A 24,162-nucleotide genomic window follows, 5' to 3' on the forward strand; every position below is an offset into this window, starting at 1 on the left:
GATCTAAAACACACCAAAAACTTCATCCAAAAAAAGCCCCTGAATTCAGGGGCTCTTCTGTCAGTGCGGCTGATAAACCGTAAGCATCTGCCCCGGCTTCAACGCCTTGCCAGCACCCGGGTTCCAGCGCTTGAGATGTTGCATCTCAACGTTGAAGCGCTTCGCCACCACGTACAGAGTGTCGCCACGCTTGACCTTGTACTGGGTCTGCTGCTTGCTCTCGTCCTTGCCTTTGCTCTTGCTGTTGGCCGCGACCACGGTGTTGACCCGGCCGGACTTGCGCGCCGGGGCACGCTTGGTGTTGTCCTGCATGACCAAGGTCTGGCCGACCTTGAGGTTCTTGCCGGTCAGCTTGTTCCAGCGCTGCAGATCCTTGACTTCGACCTTGTTGGCCTTGGCGATGGAGCCGAGGTTGTCGCCACGCTTGACCCGATAAGCACGTTTGAGCTGCGCCACTTCCGACGGATCGGCGCCTTCGAACACCGGTTTCAGCGAGCGCGGGCTGATCAGTTCGTCCGGGCGCATGGTCTGCAGACTGGCGGTCAGCAGTTGCGCCTTGGACGTTGGCACCAGCAAATGCTGCGGACCGTCGATGGTGGTGCGCTGTTTGAACGCTGGATTGAGCTGGAACAGTTCGTCTTCATCGATGTTCGCCACCGCAGCGACCTTGGACAGGTCCATGCGCTGGTTGATTTCGACGACCTGGAAGTACGGCTCGTTGGCGATCGGGTTGAGGTTGACGCCGTAGGCTTCAGGCGCCAGTACCACTTGCGACAGTGCCAGCAACTTCGGCACATAGGCCTGGGTTTCCGCCGGCAGCGGCAGGTTCCAGTAGTCGGTGGGCAGGCCGAGCTTCTCGTTGCGCTCGATCGCCCGGCTGACGGTGCCTTCACCGGCGTTGTAGGCCGCCAGAGCCAGCAGCCAGTCGCCGTTGAACATGTCGTGCAGGCGAGTCAGGTAATCCATCGCTGCAGTGGTCGAAGCGGTGATGTCGCGACGACCGTCGTAGAAACGCGTCTGGCGCAGGTTGAAGTAGCGCCCGGTGGACGGAATGAATTGCCACAGGCCCACCGCATCGGCGCGGGAGTAGGCCATCGGGTTGTACGCGCTCTCGATCACCGGCAGCAGGGCCAGTTCCAACGGCATGTTGCGTTCTTCGAGGCGTTCGACGATGTAATGAATGTAGAGGCTGCCGCGTTCGCCGGCATTCTCGAGAAAAGAGGGATTACTGGCGAACCACAGGCGCTGTTGCTCGATGCGCGGATTGACGCCAAGTCCTTCCTGCAACTGGAAGCCCTGACGCATGCGTTCCCAGATGTCCTGGGGCGCCACGGGAGTGGGCTTCTCGGTCAGCCAGATAGGCTTCTGCTTGGCTCGCGCAGCAATGTTCGGCGTATGCGTCGCTTCAGTCTGCGGAGCGTGGCTGGAGCAACCCGCCAGCGTGGCGGACACAGCCACCGCGATGGCTTGCGCCAGGCGGGTCAAAGCATCTGAATTGACGGACTTACGTATGGATGACGACATTGGCTGGAAGTAAGTTCCGGGCAAAAATGTCGGGCGATTCTAGAAAGCGCACCCCCTGCGGTCAACCATTGAGAATTTTTGTCCCGGCCGGCGCGCTTGTCAGAACTTGTCTTTCCATGCCCGCAGAGCCGCAAATACCTCGCTCGGCTCCCGGTTTTGAGCGCCTTCCCGTTCGTCCACTTTTTGTGTAACCAATGTTTCAGAAGTGCGTAAAAACGGATTGGTAAGCTTTTCCAGGGCCAAAGTCGACGGCAATGTCATCACGCCGTTCTGCCGTTGCTGCGTGACCTTTTCCAGACGGGCGGCGACTTCCGGATTGCCCGGCTCGACGGCGGCGGCAAATTTCAGATTGCTCAAGGTGTATTCATGGGTGCAGTAAACCAGCGTATCTTCCGGCAAGGCCGCAAGACGGCTGAGCGAGCGGTACATCTGCTCGGGTGTGCCTTCGAACAACCGGCCGCAACCGGCGGCGAACAGGGTGTCGCCGCAGAACAGCAGGCCATGGTGGTAATAGGCGATGTGCCCCAGGGTGTGACCGGGCACCGCATAGACGTCGAAGTCCCAGCCGAGCACGCTGACGCTGTCGTTGTCCTTGAGCGCTACGTCACGCGCCGGAATGCTTTCGCTGGCCGGGCCGTAGACCTTGGCGCCGGTCGCGGCTTTCAGGCGCTCGACGCCGCCGACATGGTCATGGTGATGGTGAGTGATCAGAATATCGCTGAGCACCCAGCCCGGATGCGCATCGAGCCACGCCTGCACCGGGGCGGCGTCGCCCGGATCGACCACCGCACAGCGCTGGGTCTGATGATCCTGTAACAACCAGATGTAGTTGTCGGTGAACGCGGGCAGGGCACTGATCTGTATCATCGTCGGAATTCGCCAAGCGGAAAACATTGGCGCATCTTAGTAGTTCCTGGCGCGTTGGAGAATGACATGACCGATAAAGCGTTCGCTCAGGCCGATCCCGACTGGCTGGCATTGATCAGCGCCGCCCGCGAATGGCTGTCGGGGCCGCTCGGGCAATTTCTGCTGGATGAAGAGCGGCGCATGCTCGATGACGAGCTCGGCCGCTTCTTCGGCGGTTATCTGGTGCATTACGGCCCGTCCGCCGAAACCCCGCCGGCCGCGCCGCAAGTGCAGCGCAACGTGCGTCTTGGCGCGCCGTTGCCCGGGGTCGAGATCGTCTGCGAAGAGCAGGCCTGGCCGTTGAGCGAGCACGCCGCCGACGTGGTGGTGATGCAGCATGGCCTGGATTTCTGCCTGTCGCCCCACGGTTTGCTGCGTGAAGCGGCGAGCAGCGTGCGCCCCGGCGGGCATCTGCTGATCATCGGCATCAACCCTTGGAGCACTTGGGGGCTGCGGCATTTCTTCGCCAATGATGCCCTGCGCAAGGCGCGCTGCATCTCGCCGTCGCGGGTCGCCGACTGGCTCAATCTGCTCGGCTTCGCGCTGGAGAAACGCCGCTTCGGGTGCTATCGTCCGCCGCTCGCGTCGCCCAAGTGGCAGAACCGTCTGGCCGGCTGGGAACGCAAGGCCGGTGACTGGCAGCTGTCCGGCGGTGGCTTCTATCTGCTGGTGGCGCGCAAGATCGTGGTGGGGCTCCGGCCATTGCGCCAGGAACGCCGCGAGCCGATGGGCAAGCTGATTCCGCTGCCGATGGCCAAGGTCAACCGCCGCCGCATCGAACCGTAAATCTTCTTTTATTTGTGGCCGGGCTTGTCCCGGCCGCGGTCATTGTCGATCCGTGATTGGCAGGACAGGCATTTTTCTGGAAAGACTGGCATGAGCGAAAGCGTGGAAAGCGTCGACACCGTAGAACTGTTCACCGACGGTGCCTGCAAGGGCAACCCCGGCCCCGGTGGCTGGGGCGCCCTGCTGGTGTGCAAGGGCGTCGAAAAGGAACTGTGGGGCGGCGAGGCCAACACCACCAACAACCGCATGGAGCTGCTCGGCGCGATTCGTGGCCTCGAAGCACTCAAGCGTCCCTGCGAAGTGCTGCTGGTCACCGACTCGCAATACGTGATGAAAGGCATCAACGAGTGGATGGCCAACTGGAAGAAGCGCGGCTGGAAGACTGCCGCGAAAGAGCCGGTAAAGAATGCCGACCTGTGGAAAGAGCTGGACGAGCAGGTCAATCGCCACAAAGTCACCTGGAAATGGGTGCGCGGGCACATTGGTCATCATGGTAACGAGCGGGCTGACCAACTGGCCAATCGCGGCGTTGACGAAGTGCGTGGTTACAAGCAGAGCTGATTTCGCTTCTAACCGTGGCGTGGCCGTTCGCGAGCAGGCTCGCTCCCACAGGGAAATGTATTCCAGGCCTTGAATTGGAATGCATTCCAATGTGGTAGCGAGCCTGCTCGCGAAGGACCCGCCACGGTCTGACTGAAACACCCCGCCGAGCGTGTTAACATCCGCGCCTTTGCCCGATTGACCCGTTGAGAGCTGAGCACTGATGGCCACCAGATCCGTTGTACTCGATACCGAAACCACCGGCATGCCGGTGACCGATGGTCACCGGATCATTGAAATCGGTTGCGTCGAACTGATCGGTCGGCGCCTGACGGGCCGGCATTTCCACGTGTACCTGCAACCGGATCGCGAAAGCGACGAGGGTGCGATCGGTGTGCACGGCATCACCAACGAATTCCTGGTCGGCAAGCCGCGCTTTGCCGAAGTCGCCGACGAGTTCTTCGAGTTCATCAAAGGCGCGCAGCTGATCATCCATAACGCGGCGTTCGACGTTGGCTTCATCAACAACGAATTCGCTTTGATGGGCCAGCACGATCGCGCTGACATCACCCAGCATTGCACCATCCTCGACACCCTGATGATGGCCCGGGAACGTCACCCGGGGCAGCGCAACAGCCTCGATGCGTTGTGCAAGCGCTACGGCGTCGACAACTCCGGCCGTGAACTGCACGGCGCCTTGCTCGACTCGGAGATCCTTGCCGACGTCTACCTGACCATGACCGGCGGCCAGACCAGCCTGTCGCTGGCCGGCAACGCCTCCGACGGCAATGGTACGGGCGAGGGCGCGGACAACTCAGCCACGGAAATCCGTCGTCTGCCGGTCGATCGCCAGCCAGCGCGCATCATCCGTGCGACCGAAGAAGAACTGGCGGCGCATCTGGTGCGGCTGGAGATCATCGCCAAATCGGCGGGGGCGCCGGCGTTGTGGACGCAGATTGCCGAGGCTGATGCGCAGGTCTGAAAGGTCTAAAGATCAAGATCAAAAGATCGCAGCCTTCGGCAGTTCCTATGGGGATTGCATTCCATAGTAGGGACCAGTAAGGCAGCGATTTTTTGCGTTTGGCGACATGGAGCCAAGTTGCCACTCTCGCCACATTCGCTGCAACCCACTACCCTGAGTGCACTGGTCAGGTGCAAACCTGCCGCCTCAGGACACTGAGCCTCATGTATAAAGAGTTGAAATTCACGCTGGCGATCATCCATCGCGACAACAAGGTCGACACTGTCGGCTGCGTCAAGGAATGAGGACTTTTCCCAGTATGCAACCGGTCATGAATCCGAAATACCCAGGGTTGTCGGTGCGCGTCGCCGATGAAGGTTTCGCGCCGTATATCTGGGGCAGTGACTTCAGTTTCGAGGTCGCCGCCTATGGTGCTGCCGCGATCGGCAAACCGGTCGAGCAGTGGCCGGTGACGCCGATCGTGCCGTACCGCAAGTGCTATGGCATCGATCCGGAAGAGTTCAGCGCCTTTCACAACGCGCCCGACAGCGCGATTTTCATGGCGTATCTGGACGACGAGCCGGTCGGCCACCTGGTGATCAGCACCAACTGGAACGGCTTTGCCCACATCGATGAACTGGCGGTGCATGCCCCGGCCCGTCGCCACGGCGTGGCCAAGGCGTTGCTCGATGTCGCGCAGTTCTGGAGTCGCAAGAAGAAGCTGCCGGGCATCATGCTCGAAACCCAGAACAACAACCTCGGCGCCTGTCGGCTGTATGAGCGCTGCGGTTATGTGATCGGCGGCATCGACCAGTTGCGCTATCGCGGCATCGATCCGCACACCGCCGAAGTCGCATTGTTCTGGTATCGCCTGTTCGATAATCCGCTGGAAAAACCACTCAGCTCGACAACATCGCCTCGGCTTGTTCCGTGACGATGGTCAGCAGTGTCTGAATCGCCGCCGACGGCGTGGCATGTTTGAAGGTCAGGGCGTAGAGGTTGATCGGCACAGCCGGTGAGAGTGGGCAGACGTCAAGCCCACCGGCGCGGGCGCCCAACGCGGTGAAGGGGTCGACGATCGCCAGACCTTCGCCGGCCTCGACCATGCTGCGCATCATCTGATGGGTCTGCACGCGGGTCTGGATGCTCGGTGCCGGGCGCAAGGCCTGAAGTTTGTTTTCCAGCGCCGGGCTCAGCGGATCCTGACCTTCGAGACCGACCATGGCCTGACCGGCCAGATCCGCGAGGGAAATGTATTTCTGCTTGGGTTGCAGCCAGCCGTGCGGCGCGAGCAATTGCAGCTTGCCCTGGGCCAGCGGCTGGCAGTGGATATCGGGGTGTTCGGGATCGTGCAGGCTCAGGCCCAGATCGCTTTCGCGCAGTAACAGGCTGCGGACGATGTCGCGAGTCGGCGCGCTGAGCAGGCTGCACGGTGCGTCCGGCAAGCGCCGACGCAGAGTCGCAAGGCTTTGTGGCAGCAATTGCTGGGCCAGCGGCGGGGTGCCGATGATGCGCAGGGGTGGTGCGAGGTATTGCTTGAGGCTGCTGGCCAGACGCTGCACCGGCTCAAGCGCCTCGTAAACGTGTGCGATTTCCACCTGCAAAGCGCGCGCTTCGGGGGTCGATTGCAGGCGCCCGCGAACGCTGGCAAACAGCATGAACCCCAGCTGACTCTCGGCTTCGCGCAAGCGCTCTTCGACCTCGGTCACCGGCAATTGCAGCCATTCGGCGGCGGTGCCCAGGTGACCGGTCTGCAAGAGCGCCTGAATCACTTCGATGTGGCGTAAACGCATGCGTGAAGTCCATGTTCAGCAGGTGGGGTCAGACGCTGAATCCTACCCCAAGTCCGCTCGCATGACTTCTGCTCATAACGCTGGGTTATTGAGCGACGGTTGGCTCAGGTTCGCGAATCAGGGTAATGCCTGATTGAACCAGGAGAAACTCGCTGTCACTGACCTTATTGACCCGATCGCCAATAGCCAGTCTGTAAATGGGCTCCGAGCCAGTGGATCCGTCTGCAGACGGGTTCGATTCCTGGAATTCATGCACGGAATAAACGCGGCCTTCCGCATCTCTTGCATGAAACTGACCGACGAGTACTGCTGCCATCTGCTTAGAACCTCTGGAGATAAAACGCTTGATTTGCGGCTTTGTAGACCGTCACCAAGCTCGGTAAGTTTTCCTACAGGAAAAAAATATTCGCCGCGCAGGAAAAACCAATGACCACTGGTGAAAGCGTCACTGGATCATCTATAACTAGCGACTCTTCCCACGGACCATCGAGAGTCATCCATGAGCAATGTCTACAACGTCGCTGTAGTGGTCGGTAGCCTGCGCAAAGCATCGATCAATCGTAAAGTCGCACTGGCCCTCGCCGAACTGGCGCCGGCCAATCTCAAGCTCGAGATTGTCGAAATCGGTGAGCTGCCGCTGTACAACGAAGACATCGACGGCGCTTCTCCGCCGGCAGCCTACAGCACTTTCCGTCAGAAAGTGGCGTCATCCGACGCGGTGCTGTTTGTTACCCCCGAGTACAACCGCTCGATCCCGGCACCGTTGAAGAACGCCATCGACGTCGGTTCACGCCCTTATGGCCAGAGCGCTTGGAGCGGCAAACCCGGTGCGGTGATCAGCGTATCGCCAGGCGCCATTGGTGGCTTCGGCGCCAACCAGCACCTGCGTCAGACGTTCGTTTTCCTCGATATTCATTGCCTGCAACAGCCGGAAGCCTATCTGGGCGGTGCGGGCACCGCGTTTGATGAAGCGGGCAAGCTGAGCGACTCGGTGAAGCCGTTCCTGCAGAAATTCATCGATGCGTACGGCCAGTTCGTCGAGCAACACAAGAAATAAACTTACCGAAACTCACTGTGGGAGCGAGCCTGCTCGCGAAGGCGGACTGTCAGATAACAATTTCACGTCTGACACACCGCTTTCGCGAGCAGGCTCGCTCCCACATTTGTTCGATTTCCACCCGTTTCGCTATTTGAAGGCTCCTGCGAATGCTCGCTGCGTCACTGATTTTCCTGCTGACCATCACCCTCGTCATCTGGCAACCCAAGGGGCTCGGCGTCGGCTGGAGTGCAACGTTGGGCGCCGTGCTGGCGTTGATTTTCGGCGTCGTCCACCTCACGGATATCCCGCTGGTCTGGCAGATCATCTGGAACGCCACCGGCACCTTCGTGGCGCTGATCATCATCAGCCTGTTGCTCGACGAGGCTGGCTTTTTCAATTGGGCAGCGCTGCACGTGGCGCGTTGGGGGCGGGGCAGTGGGCGCAAACTGTTTGCCTTCATGGTGCTGCTCGGTGCGCTGGTCTCGGCGTTGTTCGCCAATGACGGCGCGGCGCTGATTCTCACGCCGATCGTGATTTCGATGCTGTTGGCGTTGCGCTTTTCACCGGCGGCGACGCTGGCATTCGTCATGGGCGCCGGGTTTATCGCCGATACGGCGAGCCTGCCGCTGGTGGTGTCGAACCTGGTCAACATCGTTTCGGCGGACTTCTTCCACATCGGCTTCAACCGCTATGCCGCGGTGATGGTGCCGGTGAACTTCGTCAGCGTGGCGGCGACGCTGGGCATGTTGCTGTGGTTTTTCCGTCGTGACATCCCGGCGGCGTACGATCCTGCACAACTGGAAAACCCGCAAACCGCGATCCACGACAAGGCGACGTTCTATGCCGGTTGGGCGGTGCTGGTGATCCTGTTGATTGGCTGCTTCGCTCTGGAACCGCTGGGCATTCCAATCAGCGCGATTTCTGCCGTGTGCGCCGCGCTGCTGCTGGGCATCGCTGCGCGCGGTCACAAAATCTCCACGCGCAAGGTTATGAAAGAAGCGCCGTGGCAGATCGTGATTTTCTCGCTGGGCATGTACCTGGTGGTGTACGGCCTGCGCAACGCCGGGCTCACCGGTTACCTCGCCGGATGGCTGGATGTGTTCGCCGGCCACGGCGTGTGGGGCGCGGCCATGGGCACCGGGGTGCTGACGGCGCTGCTGTCGTCGATCATGAACAACTTGCCGACGGTGTTGATCGGCTTGCTGTCGATCGACGCCAGTCAGGCCAGCGGCGTGATCAAGGAAGCGATGATCTACGCCAACGTCATCGGTAGCGACCTGGGGCCGAAGATCACTCCGATCGGCAGTCTGGCGACCTTGTTGTGGTTGCATGTGCTGGAGCGCAAGGGCATTCACATTGGCTGGGGCTATTACTTCCGCGTCGGGATTGTGCTGACGGTGCCGGTGTTGCTGGTGACGTTGGCGGCGTTGGCGGTGCGGTTATCTCTATAGATCGAGTTGCTCTTTTCGCGAGCAGGCTCGCTCCCACAGGGATCGCATTCCACGTTTGAAATGCATTCTCTGTGGGAGCGAGCCTGCTCGCGAATTGGGTCAGAAACCACAAATCTCAGGTTTGCCCCGGCACATTCGGCCAAAGATCCGCCACCAGAAACAACCGCTCCGCCTCTTCCCATTCGCCCAGGGCATTCTCGGTCATGCGCACCATCAACTGCGCCGGGGCCAGTGCTGGCAGGTCTTCCAGCCACAAACGCAGGTGCTCATCTGTCCAGACCTGATCTGCTGGGTAATGTGCCGGCGCCAGCCAGGCGTGGCGGGGCAGGGGTTGCCAGCGGCCCGGCGGGCGTTGGGCGACAAACGCCGGCCAGTCCTTCTGATGCAGCCAACTGCCACGCAGATGTTGCGGATGGGCGCCGTGCGGTGACTCGGCCTGCCCGGGCCACGGATACAGCAGATAACCGCCCAGCCACAGCTGCGCGCTGAAGGTTTCGATATCCAGCGCCGCGAGCACTTCGCGGCTTTCCGGGCGCGCCGAGATCGGCAATTGATGCTCGGCCAGATGCGCCAGTTTGCGATCCAGCCGATCATGACAACCCGGCCCCAGCCACTGCGCGGGATCGCGGCCATTGCCATCCTGCGGGCCAAGGTAGAGCTTGATCGCCAGTTCCAGATGATGCACGCCGTCGCGGTCACGCAGCAGCATGTCCAGCTCGCCGAGGGTGTGCCCGGCGCGGCGGATTGGCAGGTTGGCGGCGATCAGTTCGATGCCCGGCGCATGCGAGACGGCGAACTGCCAAAGACGCTCGTAATACAGACCCAGACGCCGGGTGCGCGCCTGCGCCAGCCATTGCAGCAGGCCGTAACTGTCGTGGTCGAGCTGGCGCAGCCAGTGTTCGAGACGCTGCGGGTCGTGCACCCAGTCGCTGCCGGCGAGCGGATGGCGCTGCGGCCACGGTGTAGCGGCGAGCATCGGCGGGGCGAGGATCACCCACGCCAGGTCCCGCACTTCAGGATGGCGTAACTGATGGGGCAACTGCAACAAATCGGGAAACAGGATCATCTTGCGAGCATAGCCTTAAACCTGAGCGCACCCTTGAGGCTGAAAGGATTTTGTCTATCTGGCGCTTTCGCCCATAATCGGGTTTTCGCGTTTTCGATTGTCCGCAGAGGTCCCATGGAGCAATTTCGTAATATCGGCATCATCGGTCGCCTGGGCAGCTCCCAGGTGCTGGATACCGTCCGCCGACTGAAACGCTTTCTGCTCGACCGTCACCTGCATGTGATCCTCGAAGACACCATCGCTGAAGTCCTGCCCGGCCACGGCCTGCAAACCTCGTCGCGCAAGATGCTCGGCGAAGTCTGCGACATGGTCATCGTCGTCGGCGGTGACGGCAGCCTGCTCGGCGCCGCGCGGGCGCTGGCCAAACACAATATTCCGGTGCTCGGCATCAACCGTGGCAGCCTCGGCTTCCTCACCGATATTCGCCCGGACGAGCTGGAAATCAAGGTCGCCGAAGTGCTCGATGGCCACTATCTGGTGGAAAACCGCTTCCTGCTGCAAGCCGAAGTGCGTCGCCATGGCGAGGCCATCGGCCAGGGCGATGCGCTCAACGACGTGGTGCTGCACCCGGGCAAATCGACGCGGATGATCGAATTCGAGCTGTACATCGACGGCCAGTTCGTCTGCAGCCAGAAGGCCGACGGCCTGATCGTCGCCACGCCCACCGGCTCCACCGCCTATGCGTTGTCCGCCGGCGGGCCGATCATGCATCCCAAGCTCGACGCTATTGTGATTGTGCCGATGTACCCCCATACCTTGTCGGGACGGCCGATCGTGGTCGATGGCAACAGTGAGCTGAAAATCGTCGTGTCCAAAGATATGCAGATCTATCCGCAGGTGTCCTGCGACGGCCAGAACCACTTCACCTGCGCACCGGGCGACACCATTACCGTGAGCAAAAAGGCACAGAAGCTGCGCCTGATTCATCCGCTCGATCACAATTACTACGAGGTGTGCCGCACCAAGCTTGGCTGGGGCAGCAAGCTGGGGGGCGGAGGCGACTGATGTTCGATCCCGCGCGCAGTTACGACCTGATCGGTGACGTGCACGGATGCGCCATGACCCTCGAACACTTGCTGGACCGTCTCGGTTATCACAAGCAGGGCGGGGTCTGGCGGCATCCGTCACGCATGGCAGTGTTCGTTGGCGACATCATCGACCGTGGCCCGCGCATTCGCGAGGCGCTGCACATCGTCCACGACATGGTCGAGGCGAAGCAGGCGCTGTGCATCATGGGCAACCACGAATTCAACGCGCTCGGCTGGGTCACCCCGGCGCCACCGGGCAGCGGCAAGCAGTTCGTGCGCGAACACACCAAGCGCCATGCGCGGCTGTTGCAGGAAACCCTGACTCAATTTGAAGACTATCCCGGCGACTGGCATGACTTCCAGCAGTGGTTCTACGAGCTGCCGCTGTTCGTCGATGCCGGTCGCTTCCGCGTGGTGCATGCGTGCTGGGATGCCGGTCTGATCGAGCCGTTGCGGGCGTTGTTCCCCAATGGCTGCGTCGATGAGCATTTCCTCCAGGCCTCGGCGGTGCCCGGCAGCTTCGCCTGCACCGTGTTCGATCGCCTGCTGCGCGGCACCGACATGCGTCTGCCCGGTGGCCTGACCATGACCAGCGGCGACGGTCTGGTGCGTTCGTTCTTCCGCACCAAGTTCTGGGAAGACGACCCGAAAACCTACGGCGACATCGTCTTCCAGCCCGATGCACTGCCGGAACCTGTCGCGCAGACGCCGCTGACTTCAACCGAAAAGAATTCCCTGCTGCGCTATGGCGTCGACGAGCCGTTGCTGTTCGTCGGCCACTACTGGCGCAGCGGAAAACCGGCGCCGATCCGCCCGAACCTCGCGTGCCTGGATTACAGTGCGGTGCTCTACGGCAAACTGGTGGCCTATCGTCTGGACCAGGAAACGCGCCTGGATCCGCAAAAATTCGTCTGGGTCGATGTCGAGCGGCCGGAGGTCCTGCAATGAGTGCGGTAGCGGTATTGCGCCTGCCGTTGGCGGTGGATTTGAGCGGTTTTGTCAAACTGCTGCAACGCATGCAAGTGCCCCATCGGGTCAGCGAAGAGGCGGGCGAACAGGTGTTGTGGGCGCCGGAGGAAATCAGCGAGGACGTGCGCTCCTTGTACGAGCGCTTCCCGGCCGGCGACCCGGATCAGCAACTGGACATTCCCGTGGGCCAGACCTTCAAACGGCCAAGCTTCGCCGAACAGCTGAAACACGCCAAAGCCACCGGATTGATTCTGCTGTTGAGCCTGATCGTCGGTGGTCTGACCTTCCTCGGCGAAAACCTGGAAACGCTGCGCTGGCTGACCTTCCTCGATTTTCGCGTGATCGGCGAGTACATCCACTTCACGCCCCTGGCCGACAGTCTGGCGGCAGGGCAGTGGTGGCGGCTGGTCACGCCGATGCTGATCCACTTCGGCATCCTCCATCTGGCCATGAACGGCATGTGGTACTGGGAGCTGGGGCGGCGTATCGAATCGCGTCAGGGCAGCATCAATCTGCTCGGTTTGACGCTGTTGTTCAGTCTGGTGTCCAACTACGCGCAGTTCGTCTGGAGCGGGCCGAGCCTGTTTGGTGGGCTGTCCGGCGTGCTTTACGGCTTGCTCGGGCATTGCTGGATTTTCCAGCTGCTGGCGCCGAACCCGGCCTATCGTCTGCCGCGCGGCGTGCTGGTGATGATGCTGGTGTGGCTGGTGGTGTGCATGTCCGGGCTGATTTCGCTGATCGGTTTCGGCCAGATCGCCAACGCCGCGCACCTGAGCGGGTTACTCATCGGATGCTTCACCGGTTTGTTGGGCGGTTTGTATAACCGCCGTAAACTGGCCGTCTAACATTTTTTGTTTCAGCAAAGAGCACGGAGACCCTGATGTCCTCTTTCAACGACATGATCAACAACATCACCCCGGACATCTACGAAAGCCTGAAACTGGCCGTGGAAATCGGCAAATGGTCCGACGGCAACAAACTCACTGCCGAACAGCGCGAGCTGTCGTTGCAGGCGATGATTGCTTGGGAAATCCAGAACCTGCCGGAAGACCAGCGCACTGGCTACATGGGCCCGCAAGAGTGTGCGTCGAAGTCGATCGAAGTGCCGAACATCCTGTTCAAGTCGGATGCCATCCATTGATCGAGATTGGCCGCGGTGCAATCAGCAAAATGTCGGCGCGCCTGGACGGGTCGAACGTGCAATACGCGTTTCGTCTGGATGACGTCGAGGTGCCGGTCAATCCGTTGATCGGCAGCACGTTGCGTCTGGAATTCCTGGGGGCGATCCACTGCACCCATTGCGGGCGCAAGACCAAGACCAGTTTCAGTCAGGGTTATTGCTACCCGTGCATGACCAAACTGGCGCAGTGCGACCTGTGCATCATGAGTCCGGAGCGTTGCCACTTCGACGCCGGCACCTGCCGCGATCCGGTGTGGGGTCAGCAGTTCTGCATGACCGATCATGTGGTTTATCTGGCCAACTCGTCGGGGATCAAGGTCGGCATCACCCGTGCCACGCAGTTGCCGACCCGCTGGCTCGATCAGGGCGCGAGTCAAGCCTTGCCGATCATGCGTGTGTCGACACGCCAGCAATCGGGCTTTGTCGAGGACCTGTTCCGCAGCCAAGTGGCGGACAAGACCAACTGGCGCGCATTGCTCAAGGGCGATGCCGCGGCGGTGGATCTGGCGCAGGTGCGCGATCAGTTGTTCGAAAGCTGCGCCGAAGGCCTGCAAGGGTTGCAGGAGCGATTCGGCCTACAGGCGATTCAGACGATTGCCGATGTCGAACCGCTGGAAATCCGCTATCCCGTCGAGCAATACCCGGCGAAAATCGTCAGCTTCAACCTGGACAAGAACCCGATTGCCGAAGGCACGCTGCTGGGGATCAAGGGCCAGTACCTGATCTTCGACACCGGCGTGATCAACATTCGTAAATACACGGCGTACCAGCTCGCCGTGCATCAATAAGGATTCCAGCATGCGCACCGAACAACCGAAGATGATCTATCTCAAGGACTATCAGGCGCCCGAGTACCTGATCGACGAAACGCACCTGACCTTCGAGTTGTTCGAGGACCACAGCCTGGTTCACGCGCAACTGGTGATGCGCCGCAACCCGGAGCGCGGCGCCGGCCTGCCGCCGCTGGTGCTCGACGGCCAGCAACTTGAGCTGCTGTCGGTGACGCTGGCGGACCAGGAGCTGAGCGCCGCTGACTATCAAGTCTCGGACAGCCACCTGACTCTGCAGCCAACCAGTGAAACCTTCACCCTCGACACCAGCGTGCGCATCCACCCGGAAACCAACACCGCGCTGGAAGGCCTGTACAAGTCCGGCACGATGTTCTGCACCCAGTGCGAGGCCGAAGGCTTTCGCAAGATCACCTATTACCTCGACCGCCCGGACGTGATGAGCAAGTTCACCACCACCGTCGTGGCTGAACAGCACAGCTACCCGGTGCTGCTTTCCAACGGTAACCCGATCGCTTCCGGCCCCGGCGAAGACGGCCGGCACTGGGCGACCTGGGAAGATCCGTTCAAGAAACCGGCGTACCTGTTCGCGCTGGTCGCGGGTGATCTGTGGTGCGTCGAAGACACCTTCACCACGATGAGCCAGCGCAATGTCGCGCTGCGCATTTATGTCGAGCCGGAAAACATCGACAAGTGCCAGCACGCGATGGACAGCCTGAAGAAATCCATGCGCTGGGACGAAGAGGTCTACGGTCGCGAGTACGATCTGGACATCTTCATGATCGTCGCCGTCAACGATTTCAACATGGGCGCGATGGAGAACAAGGGCCTCAACATCTTCAACTCCAGCGCCGTGCTGGCCCGCGCCGAAACCGCCACCGACGCCGCGCACCAGCGGGTCGAGGCGATCGTCGCCCACGAATACTTCCACAACTGGTCGGGCAACCGCGTGACCTGCCGCGACTGGTTCCAGCTGTCGCTCAAGGAAGGTTTCACGGTGTTCCGCGATGCCGGTTTCTCCTCGGACATGAACTCGGCGACGGTCAAGCGCATTCAGGACGTGGCGTACCTGCGTACCCACCAGTTCGCCGAAGATGCCGGGCCGATGGCCCACGCCGTGCGTCCGGACAGCTTCATCGAGATTTCCAACTTCTACACCCTGACCGTGTACGAAAAGGGCTCGGAAGTGGTCGGCATGATCCACACCCTGCTGGGCGCCGAAGGCTTCCGTAAGGGTAGCGATCTCTACTTCGAACGCCACGACGGTCAGGCCGTGACCTGCGACGACTTCGTCAAGGCCATGGAAGATGCCAATGGCGTTGACCTCAGCCAGTTCAAGCGCTGGTACAGCCAGGCCGGCACACCGCGTCTGGCCGTCAGCGAGTCCTACGACGCTGCGGCGAAAACCTACAGCCTGACCTTCCGCCAGAGCTGCCCGCCGACCCCGGACAAGGTAGAAAAACTGCCGTTCGTGATTCCGGTCGAGCTCGGGCTGCTTGATAGCCAGGGCAACGAAATCGCCCTGCGTCTGGCCGGCGAAGCCTCGGCACAAGGCACCACTCGGGTGATTTCGGTGACCGAAGCCGAGCAGACCTTCACTTTCGTCGACATCAACGAACAGCCGTTGCCGTCGCTGCTGCGCGGCTTCTCGGCGCCAGTGAAATTGAGTTTCCCGTACAACCGCGACCAACTGATGTTCCTGATGCAGCACGACAGCGACGGTTTCAATCGCTGGGATGCCGGTCAGCAACTTTCGGTGCAAGTGCTTCAAGAGTTGATCGGCCAACATCAGAAAGGCGAGAGCCTGAAGCTCGATCCGCGTTTGGTGTCGGCGCTGCGCACGGTGCTGTCCGACGAGTCGCTGGATCAGGCGATGGTTGCCGAAATGCTCTCGCTGCCGGGTGAGGCCTATCTCACCGAGATCAGCGAAGTGGCTGACGTCGAGGCGATTCATGTCGCTCGCGAGTTCGCCCGCAAGCAACTCGCCGAAGGCTTGTTCGAAGCGCTGTGGCTGCGTTATCAGGCCAATCGCGATCTGTCGAAAAAGACTCCGTACGTCGCCGAGGCCGAGCACTTCGCTCGTCGCGCCTTGCAGAACATTGCCCTGTCGTACCTGATGCTCAGCGGCAAGCCGGAAGTGCTGGCGGCGGCGCTGGAGCAGTTCGAGACCGCCGACAACATGACCGAGCGCCTGACTGCGCTGGCGGTGCTGGTCAACTCGCCGTTCGAAGAACAGAAGGCCCTCGCCCTGGCCAGCTTCGCCGAGCACTTCAAGGACAATCCGCTGGTCATGGATCAGTGGTTCAGCGTGCAGGCTGGCAGCACCTTGCCGGGCGGTTTGGAGCGGGTGAAGGCGTTGATGCAGCACCCGGCATTCAACATCAAGAACCCGAACAAGGTGCGGGCATTGATCGGCGCGTTCGCCGGGCAGAACCTGATCAACTTCCACGCGGCGGACGGTTCAGGTTATCGCTTCCTCGCCGATCTGGTGATCGAACTGAACGGCTTCAACCCGCAGATCGCCTCGCGCCAACTGGCCCCGCTGACCCGCTGGCGCAAATACGACAGCGCCCGTCAGGCGTTGATGAAGGCTGAGCTGGAGCGGATTCTGGCGTCCGGGTCGCTGTCCAGCGATGTGTATGAAGTGGTGAGCAAAAGCCTGGCGTAACCCGATCCGGTAGGAACCGTCGAGTTGATCGTTCCCATGCTCAGCGTGGGAATGCCTCTCTCGACGCTCTGCGTCGGCTTTGGGACGCAGAGCGTCCCTTGCTGCATTCCTTTGATGCGCGTGGGAACGATCAACAAAAAATGCCGCTCAACGAGCGGCATTTTTATTGGCACAACAAACAGCTATTTACGCAGATCAAACCGATCCAGATTCATCACCTTCGTCCATGCCTTGACGAAATCGTTGACGAACTGCGCCTTCGCGTCGGAACTGGCGTACACCTCGGCCAACGCGCGCAATTGCGCATTCGAGCCGAACACCAGATCCACTCGAGTCGCCGTCCACTTTGGCGCCCCGGTCTTGCGGTCACGGCCTTCGAACTCATCTGCATCCCTTGAAGTCGGCGTCCACTCCACGCCCATGTCCAGCAGGTGGGTGAAAAAGTCGTTGCTCAGCGTTTCGGTTTTGTCGGTGAACACGCCATGCCGCGTCTGGCCGACATTGGTGTTCAATACCCGCAAACCACCCAGCAGCACGGTCATTTCCGGTGCCGTGAGCGTCAGCAACTGCGCCTTGTCGATCAGCAGGGTTTCCGCCGCAACCGTGTATTTTCCTTTGCTGTAATTGCGGAAGCCATCGGCAATCGGTTCGAGGAAGCCGAACGATTCGACATCGGTCTGCTCCTGCGAAGCATCGACGCGGCCCGGTGAAAACGGCACCGACACTGAATGCCCGGCGTTCTGCGCGGCTTTTTCCACTCCGGCATTACCGGCCAGGACGATCAGGTCCGCCAGCGAGATCTTCTTGCCGCCAGCGGCCGAACCGTTGAACTCGCTCTGAATGCCTTCCAGTTTGCTCAGCACCTTGTCCAATTGCTCGGGCTGGTTGGCCTGCCAGAACTTCTGCGGGGCCAGACGCAAGCGTCCGCCGTTGGCGCCACCGCGCTTGTCCGAACCGCGAAAGGTCGATGCTGCAGCCCACGCGGTCGAAACCAGTTGCGACACTGACAACCCTGAAGCCAGCACCTTGTTTTTCAGCGCAGTGGCGTCGCTGTCATCGATCAGCGGGTGCGTCACGTCGGGCAGCGGGTCTTGCCAGAGCAATTCCTCTTGTGGTAATTCCGGGCCGAGGTAGCGAGAGAGCGGACCCATGTCGCGATGGATCAGCTTGTACCAGGCGCGGGCGAACGCGTCGGCGAGCTGATCGGGATTGGCCAGAAAGCGCCGCGAGATTTGTTCGTAGGCAGGATCGAAGCGCAACGCCAGGTCGGAGGTGAGCATGGTCGGCGAGAGCTTCTTGTTCGGATCGTGAGCGTGGGGAACGGTGCCTGCACCCGCGCCGTTTTTCGGTTGCCACTGATGGGCGCCCGCCGGGCTTTTGGTCAGCTCCCACTCGAAGCCGAACAGGTTTTCCAGATAGTTGTTGCTCCACTGCGTTGGTGTGGTGGTCCAGGTCACTTCCAGACCACTGGTGATGGTGTCGGCGCCTTTACCGGTGCCGAAGGCGTTTTTCCAGCCCAGACCCTGTTGCTCCAGACCGGCCGCTTCCGGTTCGGGGCCGACATTGTCGGCCGGGCCGGCGCCATGGGTCTTGCCGAACGCGTGGCCGCCGGCGATCAGCGCCACGGTTTCTTCGTCGTTCATGGCCATGCGGCCGAAGGTTTCGCGAATATCCTTGGCCGAGGCCACCGGGTCCGGGTTGCCTTCAGGGCCTTCAGGGTTGACGTAGATCAGGCCCATCTGCACGGCGGCGAGGGGATTTTCCAGATTGCGTTCGCCCTGATCGGTGCGGCTTTCTTCATGGCCATGCAAATCGGGCTCAGCCACCAGCGTGCCGTCGCCGGGCTCTTGCACTGGGCCATTGCTCTTGCCGTAACGGTTATCGCCACCGAGCCACTCGGTTTCCGAACCCCAGTACACGTCTTCATCCGGTTCCCAGACATCGGCGCGGCCCCCGGAAAAACCGAAGGTCTTGAAGCCCATGGATTCCAGCGCGACGTTGCCGGTAAGCACGATCAAGTCAGCCCAGGAAATATTGCGCCCGTATTTCTGCTTGATCGGCCACAGCAGGCGGCGGGCCTTGTCGAGGCTGACGTTGTCCGGCCAACTGTTGAGCGGGGCGAAGCGTTGCTGTCCGGAGCCGGCGCCCCCACGGCCATCGGCGGTGCGATAGGTCCCGGCGCTGTGCCAGGCCATGCGCACGAACAGCGGGCCGTAGTGGCCAAAGTCGGCTGGCCACCAGTCCTGAGAATCAGTCATCAGCGCTCTGATGTCTTGTTTCAGCGCCTGAAAGTCGAGGCTTTTGAAGGCCTTGGCGTAGTCGAAGTCCTGGCCCAGCGGATCGGACTTGGGGGAATGCTGGCTGAGGATTTTCAGATTGAGTTGATTCGGCCACCAGTCACGGTTCGTCGTACCGCCGCCGGCGGCGTGGTTGAACGGGCATTTCGATTCGTTTGCCATGTTCGTATCCCTATCAGGTCTGCGGCCGGCTCGTGCCGACTTCGGACTGGTAAGGCTAGACCCGAGTTGGCAAGTCGGCTAATAGCCCGACTATTGGATACCGATAGGCAAACTCTTTCACCGTCCCATGTAGGAGCCGCCGAAGGCTGCGATCTTTTGATCTTTGTTCACCAAAAAATCAAAAGCAAAGATCGCAGCCTTCGGCAGCTCCTACAGGGGTTAGCTCGATTGTGCGGTGTCGTCCTCTGGCACGTCGTCGAGGATGTCTTCCTGGCCGGGCAGTTCAGTGATCACGCTGAAGTCCGAGACCTCGACCGCGCCATTGCCATACCCCAGCAAATGAAAAGAGAACGCCTTGCGCGGCTGGGGGTTTTCAAAGCTGAAGTCCAACTCCAGTGGCTGGTCCGCCGTGGCGACCATTTCCGTAGGCAGGCCCAGTTGCACGTCCTGTTCGAATTGCTTGGCCTTGAGCTGAATGTACGCCGCCTGCTGCGGATCGACCGAGCGCACGGTCAGGCGCACGCGGGTGTGCGAGCCTTTGGGCATTTCCAGGTATTGCGCGCCGATCAGGTTGTCGGCCCAGTCATCCTTGATCTGCGCTTGCAGAGGGATGATGTTGTTGCTGCCGAACTGGTAGCGATGATTGAGCGGTGTGCGCAGCAAGGACAGGTCCAGCGCATCGGCGCGCGCGGCGATCTGCCGGGCCGGGTGGCCGCTGTAGGTGCCTTTGTAGGTGGCACTGTCAGCAATGAAACCGGTGCTTTGGTAATAGCGGCAGCGGCGCGGCAGGTCGCACTCGGAGAAGATGCCCTGACCGTTGTGGTAACGCAGTTTGCCGTTGGTGAACGAAATGATCTCGCGCCCCGAATCGTAGTCGCGAAACAGCGAGCGGCCGCTCAGCGCAGTCGGCACCGGCAGGTCGAAATAGTCGAGGATCGAGGTGCTCAGATCGACATGGCCATAAACCCCGGCATTCAGGCGCGGCAGCTGTGCCTGTTCCGGCGCCAGCGTCAGGTTGAAACCCCACGAGGAGGCCAGTCGCACACCGTCGATGCCGTGGGATTCATCCGAGGTGATCACCACCAACGTGTCCTTGAGAATGCCTTGGCGCTCCAGCCCCGAAAGAAATTCATCCAGCGCATCGTCGAGATAACCCACAGCAGCCTGCTTCGGCGTTTCATAACGCTGCAGATAATCGTCCGGTGCGGAGTAGGGCTGGTGGGTGCCGACCGTCAGCAGGGTCAACATCCAGGGCTGCTTTTGCTTTTTCAACTGGCCGACATAATCCAGCGCACCTTCGAAAAACGCCTTGTCATCCTTGCCCCAGGGGAATTCCAGATAGTTGCTGTTGCTGAACCATTCCAGACCGTGGGTCGCATCGAAACCGATGTGCGGCATGATCTTGTCTTTGGCCATGAAGCGCAGGCCGGCGCCCTGCAAGTAATGAGTGCTGAAGCCGTGCTCGCGCAATTGTGCCGGCAGGCAGGCCTGATTGCGTTCGTTGAGGGTGAGCATTTCCACGCCTTTGGGCGTGCCATTGTTGAGCTTGTCGTAGTCACCGCAGAGCATGGCGTACAGACCGCGAATGGTCTGATGGGTGTGCAGCACGTAATCCGGGGTGTTCATGCCGCGCTCGGCCCAGCGGCTGAGGTTGGGCATCAGGTCTTCCTGATAATGACTGCCGATCGCCTCACGGTTGGCACGGATGTAGGCGCCGGGAATGCCTTCGAGCGCGATGATCAGCAAATTGCGCGCCTGGCCTGGCGCGGCGAGCAGCTTCTGGCCATTGAGATCGACGTCGGTGAGCCCGGCCATCGCCGGTGTGGGTTCTTCAACGTCGCCGTCGAGCCATTCCTCGGCCTGGATCTGCATGTCGGCGACTTCACTGGCGAGCAACTGATGCGGCAGGTTGTACAGGCGCCAGGCGTCGCCGTCATTCGGCCACAGGTTTTGCGCGCCCCAATGGGCGGCGAACAACACGATTGGCGCGGCCCAGACGGAGCGAGGCAGAGCAGGGCGAGACAAGCCGCGACCAACAAACTGAGTCAGCAGCCAGAAAGCCAGGGCACCCAGCAAAGCCATGGCCAGGGCAGGGTGCGCAAGTCCGCCGCCAGTGGAGTTTTCGACGAATTGCGGGTCGATCAGGTAGTGAATATCCGAAGGCGTCGGCAGGCGGCCGACGGCGCTGACCAATTCTGCCGTGGCGATCGCCAGCAGCGCCCAGAACATCAGCACCGGCAAGGCCAGCCACCATGCGCGGCGATGCAGCGTTACCACCAGCAAACTGCCGACGGCCAGATCCGACAAAAAGCCCAGCGGGTTCGACCAGCCCAGCGCCGCCCGCAGGCACACCGGCACGACCAATACCAGAACGATGAGAGAAAGAAGGCGGGCATTCGGCCGCCGCAGCCAGTTGAAAAGAGCGCTCACAAAAAAGGCCTGCTTGTCATCAAAGGGTCAAAAAAGTGTGGGTGATGATACCAAGGGCAGGAAGCCTGATCGGCTTTTAAAACCTGCGGCTGGCGATTGCTGAAACGGCGCGTGCCCATAGCGGGCGTGGGTTGTGGGACGCATGGCCGTTTTTCTGAGGGGCAGTTTTTTGTTTCAGACTGTTGTAGGTCCATCCACTGCTCCTGAATTTCAGCAGCAGACGCTAAATCGCGGAGTGCTATAGATATGCGATAAAGATATTTAATTTATGTTTTTTATAGCTATAAAGTCAGGCCTTTCAGCCCACCCATGCTGCGAGGTTGTCATGGCCACACCGTTCAAACGTTCTGCGCTGACTCTGTTGGCCGCAACTCTGGCAGCGGGCGCGCTGTTCAGCAGCGGCGCCCGGGCCGAGGGCAAAATCAGCATCGCCCAGCAATTCGGCATTGGTTACCTGATTCTCGACGTCGTGCGCGATCAACAGCTGATCGAGAAACACGGCAAGGCCCAGGGTCTGGAGATCAAGGTCGACTGGAACAGCATTTCCGGCGCCACGGCGATGAACGAGGCGCTGCTCACCGGTGCGCTGGACGTCGTCTCGGCCGGCGTGCCGCCGATGCTCACCGTGTGGGACCGCACCAAGGGCAAGCAGAACGTCAAAGCCATCGCCGCGCTGGGCTCGATGCCCAATTACCTGCTGACCAACAACCCGAACATCAAAACCCTCAAGGACTTCAGCGACAAGGACCGCATCGCCGTGCCAGCCGCAGGCGTAGGCTTCCAGTCGCGCACTCTGCAGATTGAAACCGCCAGGCAATTCGGTGACGACCAGTTCAAGAAGTTCGACAACATTTCGGTCAGCCTGCCGCACCCGGACGCCACCGCCGCGCTGATTGCCGGTGGCTCGGAAATCAACTCGCATTTCTCCAGCCCACCGTTCCAGTACCAGGCGCTGCAAAACCCCAACGTGCATAAAGTGCTGAGCTCCTACGACATCCTCGGCGGCCCGGCGACGTTCAACGTGCTCTACACCACGGAAAAATTCCACGACGAAAACCCGAAAACCTACAAGGCGTTCTACGACGCACTGGCCGAAGCCGAGAACATCATCAAAGCCGACAAACCCGCCGCCGCCCAAGCCTACATTCGTGTAGAGCAATCGAAACTGCCGCTGACCCTGGTCGAGCAAATCGTCAAAGACCCAGAAATCGACTTCACCGTCGTACCGCAACGCACGTTTATCTATGCCGAAAAATTGCAGGAATTGGGCGTGCTGAAGAACAAGGCGGGGAGCTGGAAGGATTACTTCTTTGAAGAGGCGCATGGTGGTGCGGGGAGTTGAGGCGAGTGCAGCAGGATCCTGTGGCCTTACGCTGCCGAGCTTGGTTGACGCTTCATGCTGCTGAGTAATGGCTGTCCGTTGCCGGACAGCCGTCCCGAACCATCATGCAACGACCTTGAATGTGCTCTGGAAAACTTGGTTGTCGGGCCACCAGCGGAACGTACAGGTGACCGAATTGTTTTTGCTGCGCTCCAGACCCCAGCGGGGAACGATTCCGTAAGTTTCTGTCACGTTTGCGCTGGGAACAATATCGGTACTCAGACTGCTGCCGTCGGCAAAAGTGAAATTCAGATTGAGACGGGTCATTTGCTCCGTCGGCGTTATCTGCGCGCCGATGTCGCTGATCCTGGATAGCGAAATCTCGGTTTTCTCGGCATTCAACCCTTGGAACTTAAAAGGAAAGGCTACTGTGCTAGTCATCTTTGCAATGCTCCATCTGATCAATGAGACCCCTGCAATCATTGCCGGGAGTAGGCAGGATAGGGCGCATGGCATCGATGCAACACTGTAAAAGTTGACAGTTTTTAGCATGAATCGAAATCAACTACGGCTGTTTGCCACCCCTCACAGCAGTTTGCGAATCGGATTCTGCTTCCGGATCCTCGAAAATACTTTCAATGGCCAATCCAAACGTTCGCGCGATCTGAAACGCCAGCGGCAGGCTCGGGTCGTAGCGTTCATTTTCGATGGCGTTGATGGTCTGGCGCGAGACGTTCAAGCGCTCCGCCAGATCGACCTGTGACCACTTGCGCTCGGCGCGCATCGCCTTGAGGTGATTTTTCATTGATAGCGACGTCGGGCGATTTGCAGACCGAGGATCCACATCGCGGCCATCACCGGCCATACGCAGGTCCACGGTATGTGCGGGGCGCCGATATTTTCGAGAAAGCCATAGCTGAACGTCAGTAACGCGGAAGCGGCGAAGGCAAAGCCCAGCGCTTCAAACTGGATGCGCAGGTGCATTTCATCCAGGCGCCGCAGGTTGCGCACGATAGCCCAGCACATCAATCCGGCGGGGATCATCGGCGCCAGCGCGACGGCTGAACGCAACAGCAGATGGGCGTCCAGAAAATGTTGGCTGGCAACTACCGAGGCGATCAGCACGAGCGTGTACAGCGTCAATGCGGCGCCCATTTCGAGGTAATAGCGATTCATGTTCAACTCCCTGTAAAAGACCCTTTACATCCTCATCGAAATCTTTGCTTATGTAAAGCAAGCTTTCCATGCGGTCA

23 protein-coding genes are annotated in these 24,162 nt (G+C 60.5%); 13 read left to right on the plus strand and 10 right to left on the minus strand.

Features of this window, described 5'->3' with window-relative positions; genetic code table 11:
* Nucleotides 1–60 precede the first annotated feature (60 nt).
* Both D8U61_RS00005 and gloB read right to left on the minus strand, forming a co-directional pair.
* Complete coding sequence (locus D8U61_RS00005) at nucleotides 61–1,524, minus strand: transglycosylase SLT domain-containing protein (protein WP_130909528.1); 1,464 nt, start codon at nucleotides 1,522–1,524, stop codon at nucleotides 61–63.
* 99 nt (nucleotides 1,525–1,623) lie between these two features.
* Complete coding sequence (gene gloB, locus D8U61_RS00010; protein ID WP_073475417.1) at nucleotides 1,624–2,391, minus strand: hydroxyacylglutathione hydrolase; 768 nt, start codon at nucleotides 2,389–2,391, stop codon at nucleotides 1,624–1,626.
* Nucleotides 2,392–2,457: 66 nt separating this feature from the next.
* Here gloB and D8U61_RS00015 point away from each other — a divergent pair, with 66 nt between their 5' ends.
* The 4 genes from D8U61_RS00015 (at nucleotide 2,458) to D8U61_RS00030 (ending at nucleotide 5,651) form a co-directional block, all read left to right on the plus strand.
* On the plus strand, nucleotides 2,458–3,216 hold the full coding sequence (locus D8U61_RS00015) for a methyltransferase domain-containing protein (RefSeq protein ID WP_041480625.1): 759 nt from the start codon (nucleotides 2,458–2,460) through the stop codon (nucleotides 3,214–3,216).
* A gap of 90 nt (nucleotides 3,217–3,306) precedes the next feature.
* Nucleotides 3,307–3,777, plus strand: coding sequence for a ribonuclease HI (rnhA, locus tag D8U61_RS00020; protein WP_007910572.1), 471 nt, complete (start codon nucleotides 3,307–3,309; stop codon nucleotides 3,775–3,777).
* Between the two features lie 202 nt (nucleotides 3,778–3,979).
* Entirely contained in the window at nucleotides 3,980–4,738 is a 759-nt protein-coding gene (dnaQ, locus tag D8U61_RS00025; RefSeq protein ID WP_039763238.1) for a DNA polymerase III subunit epsilon, read from the plus strand.
* Nucleotides 4,739–5,036: 298 nt separating this feature from the next.
* Nucleotides 5,037–5,651: a GNAT family N-acetyltransferase gene (locus tag D8U61_RS00030; RefSeq protein WP_125926032.1), complete on the plus strand. Its 615-nt coding sequence runs from the start codon at nucleotides 5,037–5,039 to the stop codon at nucleotides 5,649–5,651.
* Here the strand turns inward: D8U61_RS00030 and D8U61_RS00035 are convergent.
* Nucleotides 5,617–6,510 (minus strand): LysR family transcriptional regulator, encoded by an 894-nt coding sequence (locus D8U61_RS00035; protein WP_122700080.1) that lies wholly within the window; start codon nucleotides 6,508–6,510, stop codon nucleotides 5,617–5,619. The genes D8U61_RS00030 and D8U61_RS00035 overlap by 35 nt on opposite strands.
* An 85-nt stretch (nucleotides 6,511–6,595) precedes the next feature.
* Nucleotides 6,596–6,826: a hypothetical protein gene (locus D8U61_RS00040; protein WP_016774209.1), complete on the minus strand. Its 231-nt coding sequence runs from the start codon at nucleotides 6,824–6,826 to the stop codon at nucleotides 6,596–6,598.
* A gap of 183 nt (nucleotides 6,827–7,009) precedes the next feature.
* Here D8U61_RS00040 and D8U61_RS00045 point away from each other — a divergent pair, with 183 nt between their 5' ends.
* Together D8U61_RS00045 and D8U61_RS00050 are read left to right on the plus strand one after the other, a co-directional pair.
* Nucleotides 7,010–7,567: an NAD(P)H-dependent oxidoreductase gene (locus D8U61_RS00045; protein WP_123441682.1), complete on the plus strand. Its 558-nt coding sequence runs from the start codon at nucleotides 7,010–7,012 to the stop codon at nucleotides 7,565–7,567.
* Nucleotides 7,568–7,716: 149 nt separating this feature from the next.
* Complete coding sequence (locus tag D8U61_RS00050; RefSeq protein ID WP_016774211.1) at nucleotides 7,717–9,000, plus strand: arsenic transporter; 1,284 nt, start codon at nucleotides 7,717–7,719, stop codon at nucleotides 8,998–9,000.
* A 115-nt stretch (nucleotides 9,001–9,115) separates the two neighbouring features.
* Here D8U61_RS00050 and D8U61_RS00055 read toward each other — a convergent pair whose 3' ends face one another.
* Nucleotides 9,116–10,066 carry a DUF1853 family protein gene (locus D8U61_RS00055; protein WP_130926212.1) on the minus strand — a complete coding sequence of 317 codons (951 nt, stop codon included), beginning with the start codon at nucleotides 10,064–10,066 and terminating at the stop codon, nucleotides 9,116–9,118.
* A 114-nt stretch (nucleotides 10,067–10,180) separates the two neighbouring features.
* On the opposite strand from D8U61_RS00055, the gene D8U61_RS00060 reads away from it, so the two are divergent.
* Genes D8U61_RS00060 through pepN form a run of 6 tightly spaced genes read left to right on the plus strand, consistent with a single transcriptional unit; the run spans nucleotide 10,181 to nucleotide 16,699 of the window.
* Entirely contained in the window at nucleotides 10,181–11,071 is an 891-nt protein-coding gene (locus D8U61_RS00060) for an NAD(+) kinase (RefSeq protein WP_016774212.1), read from the plus strand.
* Nucleotides 11,071–12,042 (plus strand): metallophosphoesterase, encoded by a 972-nt coding sequence (locus D8U61_RS00065; RefSeq protein ID WP_125926036.1) that lies wholly within the window; start codon nucleotides 11,071–11,073, stop codon nucleotides 12,040–12,042. The genes D8U61_RS00060 and D8U61_RS00065 overlap by 1 nt, the downstream gene beginning before the upstream one ends.
* The gene (locus D8U61_RS00070; RefSeq protein WP_125926037.1) at nucleotides 12,039–12,908 is read left to right on the plus strand and encodes a rhomboid family intramembrane serine protease; all 870 of its coding nucleotides are present in this window, start codon (nucleotides 12,039–12,041) and stop codon (nucleotides 12,906–12,908) included. Before D8U61_RS00065 ends, D8U61_RS00070 begins: the two co-directional genes overlap by 4 nt.
* Nucleotides 12,909–12,943: 35 nt before the next feature.
* Entirely contained in the window at nucleotides 12,944–13,204 is a 261-nt protein-coding gene (locus D8U61_RS00075) for a DUF1315 family protein (RefSeq protein WP_016774215.1), read from the plus strand.
* Nucleotides 13,201–14,031 (plus strand): DUF2797 domain-containing protein, encoded by an 831-nt coding sequence (locus D8U61_RS00080; RefSeq protein ID WP_016774216.1) that lies wholly within the window; start codon nucleotides 13,201–13,203, stop codon nucleotides 14,029–14,031. Before D8U61_RS00075 ends, D8U61_RS00080 begins: the two co-directional genes overlap by 4 nt.
* Nucleotides 14,032–14,041: 10 nt before the next feature.
* On the plus strand, nucleotides 14,042–16,699 hold the full coding sequence (gene pepN, locus D8U61_RS00085) for an aminopeptidase N (protein WP_122610182.1): 2,658 nt from the start codon (nucleotides 14,042–14,044) through the stop codon (nucleotides 16,697–16,699).
* 182 nt (nucleotides 16,700–16,881) lie between these two features.
* Here pepN and katG read toward each other — a convergent pair whose 3' ends face one another.
* Entirely contained in the window at nucleotides 16,882–19,158 is a 2,277-nt protein-coding gene (gene katG / locus D8U61_RS00090; protein WP_125926038.1) for a catalase/peroxidase HPI, read from the minus strand.
* Between the two features lie 219 nt (nucleotides 19,159–19,377).
* On the minus strand, nucleotides 19,378–21,588 hold the full coding sequence (locus D8U61_RS00095) for an LTA synthase family protein (RefSeq protein ID WP_130926213.1): 2,211 nt from the start codon (nucleotides 21,586–21,588) through the stop codon (nucleotides 19,378–19,380).
* 325 nt (nucleotides 21,589–21,913) lie between these two features.
* On the opposite strand from D8U61_RS00095, the gene D8U61_RS00100 reads away from it, so the two are divergent.
* Nucleotides 21,914–22,930 carry an ABC transporter substrate-binding protein gene (locus tag D8U61_RS00100; RefSeq protein ID WP_125926040.1) on the plus strand — a complete coding sequence of 339 codons (1,017 nt, stop codon included), beginning with the start codon at nucleotides 21,914–21,916 and terminating at the stop codon, nucleotides 22,928–22,930.
* Between the two features lie 102 nt (nucleotides 22,931–23,032).
* On the opposite strand, the gene D8U61_RS00105 is transcribed toward D8U61_RS00100, so the two are convergent.
* The 3 genes from D8U61_RS00105 to D8U61_RS00115 all read right to left on the minus strand — a co-directional run bounded on the left by D8U61_RS00105 (nucleotide 23,033) and on the right by D8U61_RS00115 (nucleotide 24,085).
* Nucleotides 23,033–23,350: a hypothetical protein gene (locus tag D8U61_RS00105; protein ID WP_130888653.1), complete on the minus strand. Its 318-nt coding sequence runs from the start codon at nucleotides 23,348–23,350 to the stop codon at nucleotides 23,033–23,035.
* Between the two features lie 124 nt (nucleotides 23,351–23,474).
* Entirely contained in the window at nucleotides 23,475–23,714 is a 240-nt protein-coding gene (locus D8U61_RS00110) for a helix-turn-helix transcriptional regulator (RefSeq protein WP_130926234.1), read from the minus strand.
* Entirely contained in the window at nucleotides 23,711–24,085 is a 375-nt protein-coding gene (locus D8U61_RS00115) for a hypothetical protein (protein WP_123441672.1), read from the minus strand. Before D8U61_RS00115 ends, D8U61_RS00110 begins: the two co-directional genes overlap by 4 nt.
* Nucleotides 24,086–24,162 lie beyond the last annotated feature (77 nt).

Origin of the sequence: Pseudomonas sp. Sample_14 (assembly GCF_004307515.1) — a bacterium.
GTDB classification, from domain to species: domain Bacteria; phylum Pseudomonadota; class Gammaproteobacteria; order Pseudomonadales; family Pseudomonadaceae; genus Aquipseudomonas; species Aquipseudomonas atacamensis.

Excerpts from the sequence above, each read along its gene's own strand:
- D8U61_RS00005 (WP_130909528.1), bottom strand. The coding sequence starts at position 1,524 with ATGTCGTCATCCATACGTAAGTCCGTCAATTCAGATGCTTTGACCCGC.
- gloB (WP_073475417.1), bottom strand. The coding sequence starts at position 2,391 with ATGATACAGATCAGTGCCCTGCCCGCGTTCACCGACAACTACATCTGG.
- D8U61_RS00015 (WP_041480625.1), top strand. The coding sequence starts at position 2,458 with ATGACCGATAAAGCGTTCGCTCAGGCCGATCCCGACTGGCTGGCATTG.
- rnhA (WP_007910572.1), top strand. The coding sequence starts at position 3,307 with ATGAGCGAAAGCGTGGAAAGCGTCGACACCGTAGAACTGTTCACCGAC.
- dnaQ (WP_039763238.1), top strand. The coding sequence starts at position 3,980 with ATGGCCACCAGATCCGTTGTACTCGATACCGAAACCACCGGCATGCCG.
- D8U61_RS00030 (WP_125926032.1), top strand. The coding sequence starts at position 5,037 with ATGCAACCGGTCATGAATCCGAAATACCCAGGGTTGTCGGTGCGCGTC.
- D8U61_RS00035 (WP_122700080.1), bottom strand. The coding sequence starts at position 6,510 with ATGCGTTTACGCCACATCGAAGTGATTCAGGCGCTCTTGCAGACCGGT.
- D8U61_RS00040 (WP_016774209.1), bottom strand. The coding sequence starts at position 6,826 with ATGGCAGCAGTACTCGTCGGTCAGTTTCATGCAAGAGATGCGGAAGGC.
- D8U61_RS00045 (WP_123441682.1), top strand. The coding sequence starts at position 7,010 with ATGAGCAATGTCTACAACGTCGCTGTAGTGGTCGGTAGCCTGCGCAAA.
- D8U61_RS00050 (WP_016774211.1), top strand. The coding sequence starts at position 7,717 with ATGCTCGCTGCGTCACTGATTTTCCTGCTGACCATCACCCTCGTCATC.
- D8U61_RS00055 (WP_130926212.1), bottom strand. The coding sequence starts at position 10,066 with ATGATCCTGTTTCCCGATTTGTTGCAGTTGCCCCATCAGTTACGCCAT.
- D8U61_RS00060 (WP_016774212.1), top strand. The coding sequence starts at position 10,181 with ATGGAGCAATTTCGTAATATCGGCATCATCGGTCGCCTGGGCAGCTCC.
- D8U61_RS00065 (WP_125926036.1), top strand. The coding sequence starts at position 11,071 with ATGTTCGATCCCGCGCGCAGTTACGACCTGATCGGTGACGTGCACGGA.
- D8U61_RS00070 (WP_125926037.1), top strand. The coding sequence starts at position 12,039 with ATGAGTGCGGTAGCGGTATTGCGCCTGCCGTTGGCGGTGGATTTGAGC.
- D8U61_RS00075 (WP_016774215.1), top strand. The coding sequence starts at position 12,944 with ATGTCCTCTTTCAACGACATGATCAACAACATCACCCCGGACATCTAC.
- pepN (WP_122610182.1), top strand. The coding sequence starts at position 14,042 with ATGCGCACCGAACAACCGAAGATGATCTATCTCAAGGACTATCAGGCG.
- katG (WP_125926038.1), bottom strand. The coding sequence starts at position 19,158 with ATGGCAAACGAATCGAAATGCCCGTTCAACCACGCCGCCGGCGGCGGT.
- D8U61_RS00100 (WP_125926040.1), top strand. The coding sequence starts at position 21,914 with ATGGCCACACCGTTCAAACGTTCTGCGCTGACTCTGTTGGCCGCAACT.
- D8U61_RS00105 (WP_130888653.1), bottom strand. The coding sequence starts at position 23,350 with ATGACTAGCACAGTAGCCTTTCCTTTTAAGTTCCAAGGGTTGAATGCC.
- D8U61_RS00110 (WP_130926234.1), bottom strand. The coding sequence starts at position 23,714 with ATGAAAAATCACCTCAAGGCGATGCGCGCCGAGCGCAAGTGGTCACAG.
- D8U61_RS00115 (WP_123441672.1), bottom strand. The coding sequence starts at position 24,085 with ATGAATCGCTATTACCTCGAAATGGGCGCCGCATTGACGCTGTACACG.